Origin of the sequence: Pseudomonas sp. PA-5-4B (assembly GCF_021606215.1) — a bacterium.
Taxonomy (GTDB): domain Bacteria; phylum Pseudomonadota; class Gammaproteobacteria; order Pseudomonadales; family Pseudomonadaceae; genus Aquipseudomonas; species Aquipseudomonas edaphica.
The window spans coordinates 24273-42840 of the sequence record NZ_WKDB01000036.1 but is presented as its reverse complement, the minus strand read 5'-3'; the positions used below and the strand labels follow the sequence as shown (position 1 = coordinate 42840).

Annotated in this window: 17 protein-coding genes; 10 read left to right on the top strand and 7 right to left on the bottom strand. The window is 60.4% G+C overall.

The annotated features are described in order from the left end of the window. Positions 1-53: 53 nt before the first annotated feature. On the bottom strand, positions 54-1208 hold the full coding sequence (locus GIW28_RS18485; RefSeq protein WP_017138262.1) for a hypothetical protein: 1155 nt from the start codon (positions 1206-1208) through the stop codon (positions 54-56). 236 nt (positions 1209-1444) lie between these two features. On the opposite strand from GIW28_RS18485, the gene kdgD reads away from it, so the two are divergent. The 5 genes from kdgD to GIW28_RS18460 all read left to right on the top strand — a co-directional run bounded on the left by kdgD (position 1445) and on the right by GIW28_RS18460 (position 8026). Next, positions 1445-2356 (top strand): 5-dehydro-4-deoxyglucarate dehydratase, encoded by a 912-nt coding sequence (kdgD, locus tag GIW28_RS18480; protein ID WP_236446191.1) that lies wholly within the window; start codon positions 1445-1447, stop codon positions 2354-2356. 54 nt (positions 2357-2410) lie between these two features. Continuing rightward, the gene (locus GIW28_RS18475) at positions 2411-3856 is read left to right on the top strand and encodes an aldehyde dehydrogenase family protein (protein ID WP_017138260.1); all 1446 of its coding nucleotides are present in this window, start codon (positions 2411-2413) and stop codon (positions 3854-3856) included. A 173-nt stretch (positions 3857-4029) separates the two neighbouring features. Further along, entirely contained in the window at positions 4030-5394 is a 1365-nt protein-coding gene (locus tag GIW28_RS18470) for an MFS transporter (RefSeq protein ID WP_099548377.1), read from the top strand. Between the two features lie 11 nt (positions 5395-5405). Next, positions 5406-6959, top strand: a complete 1554-nt coding sequence (garD, locus tag GIW28_RS18465; protein WP_176991358.1) for a galactarate dehydratase — start codon at positions 5406-5408, stop codon at positions 6957-6959. 125 nt (positions 6960-7084) lie between these two features. Further along, complete coding sequence (locus GIW28_RS18460; protein ID WP_017138257.1) at positions 7085-8026, top strand: AEC family transporter; 942 nt, start codon at positions 7085-7087, stop codon at positions 8024-8026. A 112-nt stretch (positions 8027-8138) separates the two neighbouring features. Here GIW28_RS18460 and GIW28_RS18455 read toward each other — a convergent pair whose 3' ends face one another. The 6 genes from GIW28_RS18455 to gatC form a co-directional block, all read right to left on the bottom strand. Continuing rightward, positions 8139-8519, bottom strand: a complete 381-nt coding sequence (locus GIW28_RS18455; RefSeq protein ID WP_236446193.1) for a carboxymuconolactone decarboxylase family protein — start codon at positions 8517-8519, stop codon at positions 8139-8141. Continuing rightward, entirely contained in the window at positions 8516-9562 is a 1047-nt protein-coding gene (locus tag GIW28_RS18450) for a calcium/sodium antiporter (protein ID WP_032865800.1), read from the bottom strand. The genes GIW28_RS18455 and GIW28_RS18450 overlap by 4 nt, the downstream gene beginning before the upstream one ends. A 56-nt stretch (positions 9563-9618) precedes the next feature. After that, a complete protein-coding gene (locus GIW28_RS18445; RefSeq protein ID WP_026013786.1) occupies positions 9619-9990 on the bottom strand; it encodes a septal ring lytic transglycosylase RlpA family protein in 372 nt (123 codons plus the stop codon). Positions 9991-10121: 131 nt separating this feature from the next. After that, on the bottom strand, positions 10122-11567 hold the full coding sequence (gene gatB, locus GIW28_RS18440) for an Asp-tRNA(Asn)/Glu-tRNA(Gln) amidotransferase subunit GatB (protein ID WP_017138253.1): 1446 nt from the start codon (positions 11565-11567) through the stop codon (positions 10122-10124). A gap of 10 nt (positions 11568-11577) precedes the next feature. Further along, positions 11578-13029, bottom strand: coding sequence for an Asp-tRNA(Asn)/Glu-tRNA(Gln) amidotransferase subunit GatA (gene gatA, locus GIW28_RS18435; protein WP_065911562.1), 1452 nt, complete (start codon positions 13027-13029; stop codon positions 11578-11580). Between the two features lie 16 nt (positions 13030-13045). Next, on the bottom strand, positions 13046-13333 hold the full coding sequence (gene gatC, locus GIW28_RS18430) for an Asp-tRNA(Asn)/Glu-tRNA(Gln) amidotransferase subunit GatC (protein ID WP_003188556.1): 288 nt from the start codon (positions 13331-13333) through the stop codon (positions 13046-13048). Between the two features lie 210 nt (positions 13334-13543). Here gatC and mreB point away from each other — a divergent pair, with 210 nt between their 5' ends. The 5 genes from mreB (at position 13544) to rng (ending at position 18497) form a co-directional block, all read left to right on the top strand. Then, complete coding sequence (gene mreB, locus GIW28_RS18425) at positions 13544-14581, top strand: rod shape-determining protein MreB (RefSeq protein WP_002555108.1); 1038 nt, start codon at positions 13544-13546, stop codon at positions 14579-14581. Positions 14582-14719: 138 nt separating this feature from the next. Beyond that, positions 14720-15832: a rod shape-determining protein MreC gene (gene mreC / locus GIW28_RS18420; protein WP_080593785.1), complete on the top strand. Its 1113-nt coding sequence runs from the start codon at positions 14720-14722 to the stop codon at positions 15830-15832. After that, on the top strand, positions 15832-16320 hold the full coding sequence (mreD, locus tag GIW28_RS18415) for a rod shape-determining protein MreD (protein WP_017138250.1): 489 nt from the start codon (positions 15832-15834) through the stop codon (positions 16318-16320). The genes mreC and mreD overlap by 1 nt, the downstream gene beginning before the upstream one ends. 51 nt (positions 16321-16371) lie before the next feature. Continuing rightward, the gene (locus tag GIW28_RS18410) at positions 16372-16968 is read left to right on the top strand and encodes a Maf family protein (protein WP_017138249.1); all 597 of its coding nucleotides are present in this window, start codon (positions 16372-16374) and stop codon (positions 16966-16968) included. Positions 16969-17039: 71 nt separating this feature from the next. Next, on the top strand, positions 17040-18497 hold the full coding sequence (gene rng / locus GIW28_RS18405) for a ribonuclease G (protein ID WP_010213134.1): 1458 nt from the start codon (positions 17040-17042) through the stop codon (positions 18495-18497). The last annotated feature ends 71 nt before the right edge of the window (positions 18498-18568 follow it).

Genomic DNA, 18568 nt, shown 5'->3' with positions numbered 1-18568 from the left:
TCCCACGCAGAGCGTGGGAATGATCAGTGGCAGGTCGGTTGGTACGATCAGTGTCAGGCCGGCTGGTTGGGCTTGTAGTCCTTGAGCAGCAGGTAAGTGCTCCAGCCCCACCAATCATTGGTCCAGTGCTTGTCGTTCAGGTCATTCACGTCCTTGCGGCGCAGCACCTTGTCACCCTCCATCTTGAACAGCGGCGAAAAGTTGTTCGCCGGGTTCTGCGCAGCATTCAGGTCCGGCACATACAGCGGTGCCTTGAAGCTGGCCGGGGAGGGCGCGACACCGCTGATAAAGGTCTCGAAGATCTCATCGGCCGAGGCCTGCACTGCACGTTTAACCATGGCCCGATTGTCCGCGTCGATCGCATCGAAGTAGCGCTTGTCCCCATAGGCGTGCCATTGATCACCCTTGGCATTGCGTACCTTGAGCCCGAACTTGCTGTCTTCGTCGTGCATGAAGCGGCTGATCAGTGAGCCCAACTCTCCTGGCGTGACCACCGCCGCCAATTGCTTGCGCGGCACGCGCAGGTGGCCGGCAGAAAACAGATCGGTCAAAAAGTGATCGGCAAAGCTGTTCATTGCATACGCCAGTTCCAGCGCCTGGTCGGTGCCAGTCTGGTGCGCGATGACCGCCTGTTGCAGTGCCGCCGTATGGCCGGCCAGGTACGCCGACAGCGCCCATTCGCCAAAGTGGTCGGCGTTGTCTGCTGCCAGCTTCAAGTAACGCCCCAGTGGAATCAGCGCCGAAACCGCACTGCCGCCGCCGGTAATGCGGTTCCATTCTTCGGACAACGTATCACCCAGCGCGTCATAGGCTTCATGGGGTTGTTTGCCGTCGCGGATGGCCTGGTTGACCGCGTTGATCTCCTTTTGCATGACTGCGAGGATTTTCCCGGCTTCTTCACGCGAGGCCGGTAGCACCGCCAGTGAGTTGAACGCGGCGGTAAAACGTTGCACACGGTCGGCCGGGGAGGCGCCATCGCTGATGGCCTGGCCGGGAATGCCATAGAAGTCACCGCCCAGGGCAATCACTTGGCCGTAGGTCAGCGCCAGGCCGTTGGGCAGGTGCAGTTCGACTTGCCGCGCAGGAATCGCCGGGGCGTCCTTGACGAAACGCAGCAGCGTGTCATCGCCGATGGCAGTGTGTTCACCGCCTTCAAAACGTAGGGTGGGCGGTGTTTTTTCGGGTGCTGCGAGTTCAAGACCTGACATGTTAGCTCCTTGCTATGTCGTAGGAATCTTCCGTAATAACTGTATATGCATACAGTCATTCAGAGCATAGAGGAATAATTTCCTACGTCAAGAAGCTGCGTTTAAACACGTGCCTGCGGATGAAGCCCGATGAATTGCAGTTGACGAATCATTTTATAGTTGTACGATGACGTACGACATCATCAAAACCAACAACAACCTTTCGACAGAAAGTCTTCATCCAGGGTGTTCGAATAATGAATCCACAAGAACTGAAGTCCATCCTCTCCCACGGTCTGCTGTCTTTTCCGGTAACCGATTTCAATGCCCAGGGTGACTTCCACCAGGCGGGCTACATCAAGCGTCTGGAATGGCTGGCCCCTTATGGCGCCACCGCCTTGTTCGCCGCCGGCGGCACCGGTGAGTTTTTCTCCCTGGCCGCCAGCGAATATTCCCAAGTGGTGAAGACCGCCGTTGATACCTGCGCCACCAGCGTGCCGATCCTGGCCGGTGTCGGCGGTTCGACCCGTCAGGCCATCGAATATGCGCAGGAAGCCGAGCGTCTTGGCGCCAAAGGCTTGCTGCTGTTGCCGCACTACCTGACCGAAGCCAGCCAGGACGGCGTCGCCGCCCACGTTGAGGCCGTGTGCAAGTCGGTCAAAATCGGCGTAGTGGTCTACAACCGCAATGTTTGCCGCCTGACTGCACCCTTGCTCGAACGCCTGGCCGAGCGCTGCCCGAACCTGATCGGCTATAAAGATGGCCTGGGTGATATTGAGCTGATGGTGTCGATTCGCCGCCGTCTCGGCGACCGTTTCAGCTACCTCGGCGGCCTGCCGACTGCCGAGGTTTACGCCGCTGCCTACAAGGCCCTGGGCGTGCCGGTGTACTCCTCGGCGGTGTTCAACTTCATCCCGAAAACCGCGATGGACTTCTACCACGCGATTGCCCAGGACGATCACGCCACTGTTGCCAAAATCATCGACAACTTCTTCCTGCCTTACCTCGATATCCGCAACCGTAGAGCCGGTTACGCGGTGAGCATCGTCAAGGCGGGCGCCAAAATTGCTGGTTACGACGCAGGCCCGGTGCGCACGCCGCTGACCGACCTGCTGCCGGAAGAATACGAAGCCCTGGCCGCGCTGATCGACAAGCAAGGTCCGCAGTAACTTATCAACAAGGCCGCTGAGTAATCAGCGGCCTTTTGCGTCAGGAGAAGATTTGTGTCCCAAGCCAAACGTTTTGAAAACTACATCAATGGCGAGTGGGTGGCCGGTGCCGACTACTGCAATAACATCAATCCGTCGGAGTTGTCCGATGTCATTGGCGAATACGCCAAGGCCGATGTAGCCCAAGTCAACGCCGCCATCGATGCCGCCCGCGCCGCGTTCCCGGCCTGGTCGACGTCCGGCATCCAGGCACGCCACGATGCACTGGATAAAGTCGGCAGCGAAATTCTCGCCCGCCGCGAAGAACTTGGCACCTTGCTGGCTCGGGAAGAGGGCAAGACCCTGCCCGAAGCCATCGGCGAAGTGACCCGCGCCGGTAACATCTTCAAATTCTTCGCGGGCGAATGCCTGCGCTTGTCTGGCGATTACGTGCCATCGGTGCGCCCAGGCGTGAATGTGGAAGTCACTCGCGAAGCCCTCGGTGTGGTCGGCCTGATCACGCCGTGGAACTTCCCGATTGCCATCCCTGCGTGGAAAATCGCTCCGGCCCTGGCCTACGGCAACTGCGTAGTGATCAAACCGGCTGAACTGGTGCCGGGTTGCGCCTGGGCCTTGGCCGAAATCATCTCCCGCGCCGGTTTCCCGGCCGGTGTGTTCAACCTGGTGATGGGCAGCGGCCGTGTGGTCGGCGATGTGTTGGTCAACAGCCCGAAAGTCGACGGCATCAGTTTTACCGGTTCGGTTGGCGTCGGGCGTCAGATCGCGGTCAGCTGCGTGTCGCGCCAGGCCAAAGTACAGTTGGAGATGGGCGGTAAAAACCCGCAGATCATCCTCGATGACGCCGACCTTAAACAGGCCGTCGAGCTGTCGGTACAGAGCGCGTTCTACTCCACCGGCCAGCGTTGCACGGCCTCCAGCCGCTTGATCGTCACCGCCGGTATCCACGACCAGTTCGTCGCGGCCATGGCCGAGCGCATGAAGTCGATCAAAGTCGGCCACGCGCTCAAAAGCGGCACAGACATTGGCCCGGTGGTCTCCCAGGCCCAGTTGGACCAGGACATGAAGTACATCGACATCGGCCAAAGCGAAGGCGCGCGGCTGGTCAGCGGTGGCGGCCTGGTGACCTGTGACACCGAAGGTTACTACCTGGCGCCGACGCTGTTTGCCGACAGCGAAGCCGCCATGCGTATCAGCCGTGAGGAGATCTTCGGCCCGGTGGCCAATGTGGTGCGTGTTGCGGATTACGAGGCGGCGCTGGCCATGGCCAATGACACCGAGTTCGGCCTGTCGGCGGGCATCGCCACCACCTCGCTCAAGTACGCCAACCACTTCAAGCGCCACTCCCAGGCCGGGATGGTGATGGTCAACCTGCCGACCGCCGGTGTGGACTACCACGTGCCGTTCGGTGGGCGTAAGGGTTCATCCTATGGTTCGCGTGAGCAAGGTCGCTATGCGCAAGAGTTCTACACAGTGGTGAAAACCAGCTACATCGGTTCGTAATACCTGCGAGCCCTGCTTGTGTGGGAGCTGGCTTGCCTGCGATAGCATCACTGCGGTGTACCTGACACACCGCGGTGCCTGTATCGCAGGCAAGCCAGCTCCCACACAAAGCCGGTCCCGCATACAACAAGACCATTACCCGCAAAAAAAATAATTAGTGGGAGTACATCTTCATGCAAGCGACCAAGCCGACTCACGTCCGCTATTTGATCCTGCTCATGCTGTTCCTGGTGACCACGATCAACTACGCCGACCGAGCCACTATCGCCATCGCCGGCTCCAGCCTGCAAAAAGACCTCGGCATCGACGCGGTCACCCTCGGTTATATCTTCTCTGCATTCGGTTGGGCCTACGTGGCCGGGCAAATCCCCGGTGGCTGGCTGCTGGACCGGTTCGGTTCAAAAAAAATCTACGCGCTGAGCATCTTCACCTGGTCGCTGTTCACCGTGCTGCAAGGCTATGTGGGTGAGTTCGGGGTTTCCACCGCGATTGTTGCGCTGTTTATGCTGCGCTTTTTGGTGGGCCTGGCTGAGGCGCCTTCGTTTCCCGGAAACGCCCGTATTGTGGCGGCGTGGTTTCCTACGGCCGAACGCGGCACTGCTTCGGCGATTTTCAACTCGGCGCAGTACTTCGCTACGGTACTGTTTGCACCGCTGATGGGCTGGATCGTCTACAGCTTCGGCTGGCAGCACGTGTTTATCGTGATGGGCGGCATCGGCATCCTGTTCTCGCTGATCTGGCTGAAACTTATCCACAGCCCGCGCCAGCATCCGATGATCAACGAAGCCGAGTTCAACCACATCGCGGCCAACGGTGCGATGGTCGACATGGACCAGGACAAAACCAAAGGCCAGAAAACCGACGGGCCGAAGTGGGATTACATCCGCCAACTGCTCACCAACCGCATGATGCTCGGCGTGTACCTGGGCCAGTACTGCATCAATGGCATCACCTATTTCTTCCTGACCTGGTTCCCGGTGTATCTGGTGCAGGAGCGTGGCATGACCATTCTCAAGGCGGGGTTCATTGCCTCGTTGCCAGCCATCTGCGGCTTTATCGGTGGCGTACTCGGCGGCGTGATTTCCGACTACCTGCTGCGCAAAGGCCATTCGCTGACGTTCGCGCGCAAGGCGCCGATCATTGCCGGCTTGTTGGTCTCCAGCAGCATCATCGCGTGTAACTACGTTGACGTTGAATGGATGGTGGTGGGCTTCATGGCTTTGGCCTTCTTCGGCAAAGGCGTTGGCGCACTGGGTTGGGCGGTGGTGTCCGACACCTCGCCGAAACAAATCGCCGGGCTCAGTGGCGGCTTGTTCAATATGTTTGGCAACCTGGCGTCCATCAGCACGCCGATCGTGATTGGTTACATCATCGCCACCACCGGCTCGTTCAAGTGGGCGTTGGTGTTCGTCGGCGCCAACGCGCTGTTGGCGGTGTTCAGCTACTTGGTGATCGTCGGCCCGATCAAGCGCGTGGTGCTCAAAGAGCCGCCAAGCAAAGGGCCGGAACTGACTAACCTTACCCAAGCGCACTCCTGAGGGGCGATGTAATGCAGTTGATTGAACATGCCGACTCGCCGCGCTCGATTCGTTTGCACGCGCGCGACAATGTGGTGATCGTGGTGAACGACCAGGGCGTGCCGGCCGGCACCGAGTTTCCGGACGGCCTGGTCACCGTGGATTTCATTCCACAGAGCCACAAGGTGACCCTGGAAGATATCCCCGAAGGCGGTGAGATTATTCGCTACGGCCAGACCATCGGCTATGCGCTGGCGCCGATTCCGCGTGGCAGTTGGGTGCAGGAAGACCAATTGCGCATGCCGACTGCGCCGCCGCTGGACAGCTTGCCGCTGTCGACCGAGGTGCCAGCAACGCAGGCGCCGTTGGAAGGCTTCACGTTTGAGGGCTACCGCAACGCCGACGGCACCGTGGGCACGCGCAATATTCTCGGCATCACCACCACGGTGCAATGCGTCACTGGTGTGCTGGACCATGCGGTCAAGCGCATCAAGGACGAGTTGCTGCCCAAGTACCCGCACGTTGACGACGTGGTGGCGCTGACCCACAGCTACGGCTGTGGCGTGGCCATCACCGCGACCGATGCCTACATCCCGATCCGCACCGTGCGCAACCTGGCGCGCAACCCGAACCTGGGCGGCGAAGCGCTGGTGATCAGCCTGGGCTGCGAAAAGCTGCAGGCCGGGCAGGTGATGCACGACAACGACAGTTCCGTCGACCTCAGTGAGCCTTGGCTGTACCGCTTGCAGGACTCCAGCCACGGGTTTACCGAAATGATCGAGCAGATCATGGCACTGGCCGAAACCCGCTTGAAGAAGCTCGACCAGCGTCGCCGGGAAACCGTGCCGGCGTCCGAACTGATCCTGGGCATGCAATGCGGCGGTAGTGATGCGTTTTCCGGCATCACCGCCAACCCGGCGCTGGGCTATGCCTCGGATTTGCTGTTGCGAGCCGGGGCGACGGTGATGTTTTCCGAAGTCACCGAAGTGCGCGACGCCATCTACCTGCTGACGTCGCGCGCCGAGAGCAAGGAAGTTGCCCAGGAACTTGTCAGGGAAATGGACTGGTACGACCGTTATCTGGCCAAGGGTGAGGCGGATCGCAGCGCCAACACCACGCCGGGCAACAAGAAGGGCGGGTTGTCGAACATTGTCGAGAAGTCCCTGGGCTCCATTGTCAAATCCGGCAGCAGCGCGATCAATGGCGTGCTTGGCCCGGGTGAGCGGTTCAAGGGCAAGGGCCTGATCTTTTGCGCCACGCCGGCCAGCGACTTTGTCTGTGGCACCCTGCAACTGGCGGCCGGGATGAACCTGCATGTGTTCACCACCGGGCGTGGCACGCCTTACGGGCTGGCGATGGCACCGGTGGTGAAGGTCTCAACGCGCACGGAACTGGCGCAGCGCTGGCCGGACTTGATCGATATCGACGCCGGGCGTATCGCCACCGGGCGTGCGACCATCGAGGAGCTGGGCTGGGAGCTGTTCCACTTCTACCTGGATGTGGCCAGCGGCAAGAAACAGACGTGGGCGGAGCGGCATAAGCTGCATAACGACATCACCCTGTTCAACCCTGCACCCATTACCTGAGACCGAGTCGAAACCTGTGGGAGCAGGCAAGCCAGCTCCCACATTTGCTCGGGGTTGCCCAGACGAACCGGGCTGCATGGCTTATCATTAGCCACCTGACGACACCCACCAAGGTTCTCCCCGGCATGCTGGCTATCTTCCTCACCACCCTGACCATCACCGCGCCGGTGTTTGCCATGCTGTTTTTGGGGGTGCTGCTCAAGCGCATCAACTGGATCAACGACAACTTCATCCACGTTGCATCGTCGCTGGTGTTCAACGTCACCATGCCGGCGCTGCTGTTTCTCGGCATCCTCCACGCCGACCTGCATTCGGCGCTCAAACCCGGTTTGTTGATCTACTTTGCCGTTGCCACGCTGCTGAGCTTTGCCCTGGCCTGGGGCTGGGCGATCTTTCGCTGCCCGCGTGAAGACCGTGGCATTTATGCCCAGGGCGCGTTTCGCGGCAATAACGGCGTGATCGGCCTGGCGCTGGCGGCCAGCATGTACGGCGACTACGGCATCTCCCTTGGCGCGATTCTCGCGGCGCTGGTGATCCTGTTCTACAACACGCTGTCGACCATTGTGCTGGCGGTGTACAGCCCGGTGATCAAGTCCGACCCGTGGAGCATTTTCAAAAGCGTGATAGCCAACCCGCTGATCATCAGTGTGATCGTCGCCGCGCCGTTCGCGATCTTCAAGATCGGCTTGCCGGGGTGGCTGGAGTCGTCCGGGCAGTATCTGGCGGACATGACCTTGCCGCTGGCGCTGATCTGCATCGGCGGCACCTTGTCGTTGGCGGCCTTGCGCAAAAGCGGGAGCATGGCCTTGAGTGCCAGCCTGGTGAAGATGATCGGCCTGCCGCTATTCGCGACGTTGGGCGCGTGGCTGCTGGGCTTTCGTGGGCCGGAATTGGGGATTTTGTTTCTGTATTTCGGCGCGCCGACGGCGGCGGCGAGTTTTGTCATGGCCAGGGCGGCTGAGGGCAACCATGAGTTGGCGGCGGCGATTATTGTGATCACCACGTTGATGGCGGCGGTGACCACCAATATCGGGATTTTTGTGTTGCAGGCGGGTGGGTGGATCTAGGGTTTGTGGTGTGCTTGAGGGCCAATCGCAGGCAAGCCAGCTCCCACATTTTGAATGTATTCACAGTTCAAATGTGGGAGCTGGCTTGCCTGCGATTGCGATCTAACAGTCACTACTGGTCTGCCTGATACGCCTCAATCACTTCCTGCGCCGCCCGAAACGCATCAATCGCCGCCGGCACACCCGCGTACACCGCGCAATGCAGCAGCGCTTCGCGAATATCTTCCACCGTGCAGCCATTGTTCAGTGCGCCGCGCACGTGGCCCTTGAGTTCCTGTGGGCACTTGAGTGCGGTCAGGGCTGCCAGGGTGATCAGGCTGCGGGTCTTTAAGGGCAAACCCTCGCGATTCCACACGCTGCCCCAGGCATGTTCGTTGACAAAATCCTGCAGTGGCTGGGTGAACTCGGTGGCGTTGCCCAGGGCGCGATCGACGAACACGTCGCCCATCACCTGGCGACGCATCTCAACCCCGGGCTTTCTCTGATCGGTCATTGCGCTTCCCTCTTGTGTTGGCGGCGCCAGGCTCGCAGCGTGCTGAGTACCAGAAACGCCACCAGCGCCGGCAGGACGTAATACAGCATCAGTTTTTCAAGACGGGTAGCCAAGGGCATGCCGAACGTGAACGAGACCACATGCAATGCGTACACCAGGTACAGGCCCAGAAAGACCAGGCCTTCGGCGCGGGTGACTCGGTAACCGGTGTAGAACACCGGCAGGCACAGCGCCACCACGCCGAGCATTACCGGCAAGTCGAAATCGAGGGCGTTGGGCGATACCGACAGCGGTGACGGCGCTACCAACGCGGTAAACCCCAGCACACCGAGCAGGTTGAACAGGCTGCTGCCGATCACATTGCCCACGGCAATCTCGCGCTCGCCGCGCACGGCGGCAATCAGCGAAGTGGCCAGGCACGGCAACGAAGTGCCGACGCCGATCAAGGTCAGGCCGACGATGCGCTCCGACAGGCCCAGGTCGCTCGCCACGTCCACCGCCGCGCCCAGCAGCAAATGCCCGGCCAGCACCAGAATCAGCAGCCCGCCGAGCATCAGCAACACGCTGCTCAACCACGGCGCTCTGGCCACGGTGTCCAGCGTGCGCGGGCGCCGGGAATGGCGGGTCTGGTAATGCAGCACACCCAGGTAGGCCACCAGCGCTGCGAGCAGTACCAGCCCGTCAACGGGCGTCAACGTTTCATTGGCCGACAGGGTAAACACCAGCAGCGCGGCGCAAATCATCACCGGGATGTCCAGGCGCACCAGTTGTCGCGACACCCGCAGCGGGATGATCAGCGCAGACAGGCCCAGGGTGACGAGGATGTTGAATATGCTGCTGCCGATCACGCTGCCCACGGCGATATCGGTATTGCCGGCCAGTGTGGCTTGCAGGCTGACGGTCATTTGCGGCGCGCTGCTGCCGAAGGCAACGATGCTCAAGCCGATGATCAGCGGCCGCACCTTGAGGCTGGCCGCCAGGCGCACGGCGGCGCGCACCAGGATTTCGGCGCCGAGAATCAGCAGCAGCAGGCCGCTGACCAATTCGAGCAGGCTGAAGGGCGAGAGGGCGGTGAGTACGGAAATGGCCAAGGCTCCTGTCAGTTGCTCAGCGCTTGCACGCGAACCCGTGCGGTGCCGCTGCCCAGCATACCGAGTTGCTCAGCCGCTTTGCGGGAAACATCGATCAGACGGCCACGGGTGTGCGGGCCGCGATCATTGATGCGCAGCACGACGGATCTGTTGTTGTCGAGATTGGTCACCTTGACCCGCGTGCCGAAGGGCAGGCGCCGATGGGCGGCGGTCAGGGCATTCTGGTTGAAGGGTTCACCGCTGGCGGTTCTATTGCCATGGTGCTTGGCGCCGTAATAGGAGGCGGTGCCGGTTTCGTCGTAGCCGTTGGGGTCGATGAGGCCGCTGGCGCAACCGGCCAACAGAGAGAACAGGGCCAGGAGGCCGAGTAGACGCTTCATGTTCAACAAACCCCCAATTGATCGTTCCCACGCTCTGCGTGGGAATGCAGCCCGTGACGCTCCGCGTCACAAAAGCGGACGCGGAGCGTCCAGTGAGGCGTTCCCACGCGGAGCGTGGGAACGATCAAGTGTCAGCCTTCGAGCTTGCTTTTGAGCAGTTCGTTCACCTGTTGCGGGTTGGCTTTGCCTTTGGAGGCTTTCATCGCCTGGCCGACAAAGAAGCCGAACATCTTGCCGCGTTTGGCTTCGTCTGCCGCACGGTATTGTTCAACTTGCTCGGCATTGGCGGCGAGCATCTCATCGAGCACGGCCGAAATAGCGCCGCTGTCGGTGACTTGCTTGAGGCCACGCTTCTCGATGATGTCGTCGGCGCTGCCTTCGCCTGCGGCCATCGCTTCAAACACGGTCTTGGCGATTTTGCCGGAGATAGTGTTGTCTTTGATGCGCAGCAGCATGCCGCCCAACTGCTCGGCGGTCACCGGGGCTTCGTCGATCTCCAGGCCCTGTTTGTTCAACAGGCTGCCCAGCTCAACCATCACCCAGTTGGCCGCCAGCTTGGCGTCACCGGCAATGCTCACGACTTTTTCGAAGTAGTTGGCTTGCTCACGGCTGGAGGCCAATACGCTGGCATCGTAGACCGACAGGCCGAACTGTTCCTGGAAACGCTCGCGTTTTTGCGGCGGCAGTTCCGGCAGGGTGGCACGCACGTCATTAAGGAACGAGTCCTCAATGATCACCGGCAACAGGTCCGGGTCGGGGAAGTAACGGTAGTCGTTGGCTTCCTCTTTGCTGCGCATGGCGCGGGTTTCGTCTTTGTTCGGGTCGTACAGGCGCGTTTGCTGGATCACCTTGCCGCCGTCTTCGATCAGCTCGATCTGGCGACGCACTTCGGTGTTGATCGCCTTCTCGATGAAGCGGAACGAGTTGACGTTCTTGATCTCGCAGCGTGTGCCGTACTCGGCCTGGCCTTTTGGCCGCACCGACACGTTGCAGTCGCAACGCAGCGAACCTTCGGCCATGTTGCCGTCGCAGATGCCCAAGTAGCGCACCAGCGCGTGGATGGTCTTGACGTAGGCCACGGCTTCCTTGGCGCTGCGCATGTCCGGCTCGGAAACGATCTCCAGCAGCGGCGTACCGGCGCGGTTCAAGTCGATACCGGTAGCGCCGTTGAATTCTTCATGCAGGCTCTTGCCGGCATCTTCTTCCAGGTGCGCACGGGTCACGCCGACACGCTTGATGGTGCCGTCTTCCAGCGGGATATCCAGGTAGCCCTTGCCGACGATCGGCAATTCCATCTGGCTGATCTGGTAGCCCTTGGGCAGGTCCGGGTAGAAGTAGTTCTTGCGCGCGAACACGTTGTGCTGGCCGATCTCGGCGTCAATCGCCAGGCCGAACATCACCGCCATGCGCACCGCTTCCTCGTTCAGCACTGGCAGTACGCCGGGCATGCCCAGGTCTACCAGGCTGGCCTGGGTGTTGGGTTCTGCGCCGAACGTGGTGGCGCTACCGGAGAAAATCTTCGATTGGGTGGCGAGCTGGGTATGAATCTCCAGCCCGATCACAACTTCCCATTGCATAGTGTTCTCCTCAGAAGCCGGTAGGGGTGCGAGTGTGCCAGTCGGTGTTCAACTGGTACTGGTGCGCCACATTGAGCAGGCGGCCTTCCTGGAAATACGGGGCGAGCAATTGCACGCCGACCGGCAGGCCATCGACGAAACCTGCGGGCATGGACAAGCCCGGCAAGCCCGCGAGGTTGGCGGTGATGGTGTAGAGGTCTTCCAGGTACTCGGCGATCGGGTCGCCGGTCTTGGCGCCGATCTTCCAGGCCGGGTTCGGCGTGGTCGGGCCGAGGATCACGTCGACTTCTTCAAAGGCGGCCATGAAGTCGTTCTTGATCAGGCGACGGATCTTTTGCGCCTTGAGGTAGTACGCGTCGTAGTAACCGGCGGAAAGTGCGTAGGCACCGACCATGATCCGGCGTTGTACTTCGGCGCCGAAGCCTTCGCCACGGGAGCGTTTGTACAGGTCGGTAAGGTCTTTCGGGTTTTCGCAGCGGTAGCCGAAGCGCACGCCGTCGAAACGCGACAGGTTCGAGGAGGCTTCTGCCGGCGCGATCACGTAGTACGCAGGAATCGCGTGCTGGTTGTTCGGCAGGCTGATTTCCTTGATCACGGCACCGAGCTTTTCCAGCTCTTTAATGCTGTTGTGCACCAGTTCGGCGATACGCGGGTCGAGACCGGCGCTGAAATACTCTTTCGGCACGCCGATACGCAGGCCTTTAAGCGAGGTATTAAGGCTGGCGCTGTAGTCCGGCACCGGCTCATCGATGCTGGTGGAGTCCTGTTTATCGAACCCGGCCATACCTTGTAACAATATTGCGCAGTCTTCAGCCGTGCGTGCCAGCGGGCCGCCCTGATCGAGGCTGGAGGCATAGGCAATCATGCCCCAACGGGAAACGCGACCGTAGGTCGGCTTCAAACCAGTGAGGTTGGTGAAAGCGGCGGGCTGGCGGATCGAGCCGCCGGTGTCGGTGGCCGTGGCCGCCGGCAGGAAACGCGCGGCAACAGCAGCAGCCGAGCCGCCGGAGGAACCGCCGGGCACGTGCTCCAGGTTCCACGGGTTTTTTACCGCACCGTAGTAGCTCGACTCGTTGGCCGAACCCATGGCGAATTCGTCCATGTTGGTCTTGCCCAGGGTCACGGCCCCGGCGGCCGCCAGCTTGGACACTACGGTGGCATCGTAGGGTGCCTTGAAGTTGTCGAGCATCTTCGAGCCGCAGCTGGTGCGAATGCCCTGGGTGCAGAACAGGTCTTTGTGGGCGATGGGTGCGCCCAGCAGTGCGCCGTTTTCACCGTTGGCGCGACGTGCGTCGGCGGCCTTGGCCTGGCTCAGGGCCAGTTCCTCGGTGAGGCTGATAAAGCTGTTGACCTTGGGGTCCAGCGCGGCAATTCGCGCCAGCAGGGTCTGGGTCAGCTCTTCGGAAGAAAACTTTTTGTCGGCGAGACCGCGGGCGATCTCGGCCAGAGTCATGTGATGCATGAAAGGCTCTTTCCCTTTAGTCGATGACTTTCGGAACCAGGTACAGGCCGTTTTCGACCGCTGGCGCGATGGACTGGTAGGCCTCGCGATTATTTCGCTCGGTCACAACGTCTGCACGCAGGCGCTGGCTGGCTTCCAGCGGGTGAGCCAGGGGCTCGATGCCGTCGGTATTTACGGCCTGCATTTGGTCGACCAGCCCGAGAATGCTGTTCAGGGCTGCGGTGGTCTGTGGAAGATCGGCGTCATTAAGGCCAAGCGAGGCCAGATGCGCGATTTTTTCCACGTCGGAGCGTTCAAGCGCCATGGGTTTCTCCAGTGGAAAACAGAACGGAGGGCATCCGTGTGTTAGATTGTCGGAACACTACCGCATTTCTACGGTCATAAGGCCGCGATTGTGGGGGTTGGTGCACAGAAAGTCGGCCAATTTAGCACATTGGCGCCTTGCCCAAAATCCCTGTCGTTGTTAGAGTTTGCCGCACTTTTTTACCCACGCGTTGCCTAGGGTCCTTTCCCCATGTTCAAGAAACTGCGTGGCATGTTTTCCAGCGATCTTTCCATTGACCTGGGCACTGCCAACACCCTTATTTACGTGCGCGAGCGCGGTATCGTTCTGAATGAGCCATCAGTTGTGGCCATTCGGACCCATGGTAATCAGAAAAGTGTCGTTGCCGTTGGCACCGAGGCCAAGCGCATGCTCGGCCGTACACCAGGCAATATTGCTGCCATTCGTCCGATGAAAGACGGCGTGATCGCCGACTTCAGCGTCTGCGAAAAGATGCTGCAGTACTTCATCAACAAAGTTCACGAAAACAGTTTTCTGCAGCCCAGCCCACGTGTGCTGATCTGCGTTCCGTGCAAGTCCACCCAGGTGGAGCGTCGTGCCATCCGTGAATCGGCCCTTGGTGCCGGTGCCCGTGAAGTGTTCCTGATCGAAGAGCCTATGGCTGCCGCAATCGGCGCCGGCCTGCCGGTTGAGGAAGCGCGCGGTTCGATGGTGGTGGATATCGGTGGTGGTACTACCGAGATCGCCCTGATTTCCCTGAACGGTGTGGTGTATGCCGAATCCGTGCGTGTAGGCGGCGACCGTTTCGACGAAGCGATCATCACGTATGTACGTCGTAACTACGGCAGCCTGATCGGCGAATCTACCGCTGAGCGCATCAAGCAGGAAATCGGCACCGCTTACCCGGGCGGCGAAGTTCGCGAAGTCGACGTTCGTGGTCGCAACCTGGCCGAAGGCGTTCCACGTGCCTTCACCCTGAACTCCAATGAAGTGCTGGAAGCTCTGCAAGAGTCCCTGGCCACCATCGTTCAGGCTGTGAAAAGCGCCCTGGAGCAATCGCCGCCGGAACTGGCTTCCGATATCGCCGAGCGTGGCCTGGTGCTGACCGGTGGTGGCGCCTTGCTGCGCGACCTCGACAAGCTGCTGGCCCAGGAAACCGGCCTGCCGGTGATCGTCGCCGAAGACCCGCTGACCTGCGTTGCCCGTGGCGGTGGTCGTGCACTGGAAATGATGGATAAACACACCATGGACCTGCTCTCCAGCGAATAAGATCGTTGGTTGCACCATGCTTCGCCCGCAGGCAGCACTTTGCAGTGCTGCCTGTTGGCGTTTATCTTCTTCAATCTGCATCCAGGCCGGTTTGATGCCGTATGAATAAAGAGAACATTTGCCTGGGAGGAGCGGCTTATTAAACCGCTTTTCGCCAAAGGCCCCTCATTGGGCGTGCGCTTATTGGTGCTGGTCGTGCTTTCGGTCGCGCTGATGGTGGTCGATGCCCGCTTTGCACTGCTCAAGCCCGTGCGCAGCCAGATGTCGCTGGTGTTGATGCAGACTTACTGGATCACCGACCTGCCGCAACGGCTCTACCAGGGCGTGGCCAGCCAATTCGGCAGCCGCACCGAGCTGGTCGCCGAGAACGAAAAACTCAAGACTGAAAACCTGCTGTTGCAGGGGCGCATGCAAAAGCTCGCGGCCCTCACCGAGCAGAACGTTCGGCTGCGCGAGTTGCTCAATTCTTCGGCATTGGTCAACGAGAAGGTCGAAGTGGCCGAGTTGATCGGCATGGACCCAAATCCCTTTACCCACCGCATCATCATCAACAAGGGTGAGCGCGACGGTGTCGTGCTGGGCCAACCGGTGCTTGATGCCCGTGGCCTGATGGGCCAGGTGGTGGAGCTTATGCCCTACACCTCACGGGTATTGTTGCTGACGGACACCACCCACAGCATTCCGGTACAGGTCAACCGTAACGGCCTGCGCGCGATTGCCAGCGGCACCGGCAACCCGGAGCGTCTGGAGTTGCGTCACGTTGCCGACACCGCCGATATCAAGGAAGGCGACCTGCTGGTCAGCTCCGGTTTGGGTCAGCGCTTCCCGGCGGGTTACCCGGTGGCGACGGTCAAGGAAGTGATCCACGATTCCGGCCAGCCTTTCGCTATCGTGCGTGCCGTGCCAACCGCTGCCTTGAACCGCAGCCGCTATCTGTTGCTGGTATTCAGCGACAATCGCACTCCGGAAGAGCGCGCCAACGACGCCGCCCAGGCCCAGGAAGCGGAAGACAAGCAGAACGGTATAACGCCGATCGTTCCCGCAACGGTGCCCAAGCCCGCATTTGTTGGGCCGCCTGCACCGGTGGCAACTCCGGCAGCACCGGTGGCGACGCCCGTTAAACCTGCCACCCACAACGCCCGCCCGGCGAAACCCGCCGCAACCAAACCGCCTGCGTCGACGCCTGCCGCCACACCAGCCGCTCGACCAGCGGCCGCTGCCCCGGCAACCACGCGGCAGAGGGAGGAATAATGGCCGGTACTCATTCACGCAATGGTTGGATCGTCTGGCTGACCTTCGCCATCGGCTTATTGCTTAGCGTCTCGCCGCTGCCGCAATTCATGGAGATCCTGCGACCGCTCTGGCTCGCGTTGTTGCTCGCGTTCTGGTCGCTGACCCTGCCGCATAAAGTCGGGATGGTCACGGCGATGTGCCTGGGCTTGGCGGAAGACGTGCTCTATGGCACTTTGCTGGGTCAGAACGCATTGATCCTCACGCTGATTACTTTCCTGGTGCTGTCGTTGCAGCAGCGTTTGCGCATGTTCCCGATGTGGCAACAGTGCCTGGTGATCCTGGTGATCTTCGGCCTGGCGCAGTTGGTGCAACTGTGGCTCAGTGCCTTGACCGGCAACCGCCAACCGACCTTGGCGCTGGTGTTGCCAGCGTTGGTCAGTGCGCTGCTGTGGCCTTGGGTCAGTTTCGGCCTGCGTGGGTTACGTCGTCGCTATAAAATCAATTGAATGGATTGCGAGGCTCTGCCTGGTTATCAAACTCTACAGGGAGAGTCTGCAATGAATTCGCTTTACCTGGCCTCGGGCTCACCGAGGCGGCGTGAACTGTTGACCCAGATCGGTGTGCCTTTCACCGTGGTCAGCGCCGCCATTGATGAAACCCCTCTTACTAATGAACCCGCCGTTGCCTACGTCGAGCGCCTTGCGCGCGGCAAGGCCGAGGCGGGTTTTGCTGCGCTTGAACAAAGTGTGCAGGCCTGTGTGCTGGGTGCGGACACGGCGGTGATCGTGGATGGCCAGATCCTTGGCAAGCCCGTGGACCAAGCCGATGCCTTGGCGATGCTGATGGCGCTTTCAGGTCGTGAACATGAAGTGCTCACTGCCATTGCCCTCACCGACGGCCATCGTTGCGAAACGCGTTGTGTAAGCAGTCGTGTACGTTTTCGCGCTATTTCTGTCCAGGAAGCTACATCCTACTGGCACAGTGGCGAACCTGCGGACAAGGCCGGCGGCTATGCTATCCAGGGGCTGGGTTCGGTGTTTGTCGCCGGGCTCAATGGCAGCTATTCCGCTGTGGTCGGCCTGCCGGTGTGCGAAACCGCGCAACTGCTCGGCCAATTCGGCATACCCTGTTGGCAAAACCTTACCGCGCGCTGAACGCCTTTATTTGCGCGCCAAGCCTTAAGCGATCGGTCACTATTGTGAAAACGCCTGAACGAGACCCAGCCATGAGTGAAGAGATTCTGATCAATATCACGCCGATGGAATCGCGCGTGGCGGTGGTAGAAAACGGTGTTCTGCAGGAAGTGCACGTCGAGCGCACCCAGAAGCGCGGTATTGTCGGCAATATCTATAAAGGCAAGGTGGTGCGCGTATTACCGGGCATGCAGGCGGCTTTCGTCGACATCGGCCTGGACCGTGCCGCGTTTATCCACGCCTCGGAAATTTCCCTGCGTGAAGGCCCGGCGGTAGAAAGCATCAGCGCCCTGGTGCACGAAGGGCAGAGCCTGGTGGTGCAAGTCACCAAGGATCCGATCGGTTCAAAAGGCGCGCGGCTGACGACGCAACTGTCGATCCCCTCGCGCTATCTGGTGTACATGCCGCGTACCGCGCATGTGGGTATTTCCCTCAAGATTGAAGACGAAGCCGAGCGCGAGCGCCTGAAAAAGGTGGTCAGCGACTGCGTAGCGGCCGAAGGCATCAAGGAAGCCGGCGGGTTTATCCTGCGCACCGCCGCTGAAGGCGCCGGTGCTGACGAAATCCTCATGGACATCCGCTACCTGCGCAGGCTGTGGGATCAGATCGGCGCACAGATCAAAACCATTGGTGCGCCGAGCGTCATCTATGAAGACCTCGGTCTAGCGTTGCGTACTTTGCGTGACCTGGTCAGCCCAAAGATCGAGAAAATTCGCATCGACTCGCGGGAAACCTTCCAGCGCACTACGCAATTCGTGGCCGAGCTGATGCCGGAAATTGCCGACCGCCTGGAGCATTATCCTGGCGAGCGGCCGATCTTCGACCTGTATGGCGTCGAAGATGAAATCCAGAAAGCCCTGGAGCGCAAAGTGCCGCTCAAGTCCGGCGGCTATCTGGTGGTCGATCCGGCGGAAGCCATGACCACCATCGACGTCAACACCGGCGCGTTCGTGGGGCATCGCAACCTCGAAGAAACCATCTTCAAGACCAACCTCGAAGCAGCCACCGCGATTGCCCGTCAGCTGCGCCTGCGCAACCTGGGCGGCATCATCATTATCGACTTCATCGACATGGAAGACGAAGAGCACCAGCGCCAAGTGCTGCGCACCCTGGAGAAGCAGCTGGAGCGTGACCACGCCAAGACCAACATTATCGGGATCACCGAGCTTGGTCTTGTGCAGATGACCCGCAAGCGCACCCGCGAAAGCCTTGAGCAAGTGCTGTGCGAGCCGTGCAGCAGTTGCCAGGGGCGTGGAAAGTTGAAGACCCCGGAAACGGTTTGCTACGAGATTTTCCGCGAAATCTTACGGGAGGCACGTGCCTACCAGGCGGAAGGCTATAGAGTGCTTGCCAACCAGAAAGTGGTCGACCGATTGCTGGATGAAGAGTCCGGTAACGTTGCTGAGCTTGAGGGTTTTATCGGGCGCACCATTCGTTTCCAGGTCGAAACCATGTATTCCCAGGAACAATACGACGTGGTGCTGCTCTGATCCCCAATCGCTTTCTTTATTCGAGACCGGCAGGCGTTGATCTGCCGTCCGCTAACTGCCTTGAGGGTCGC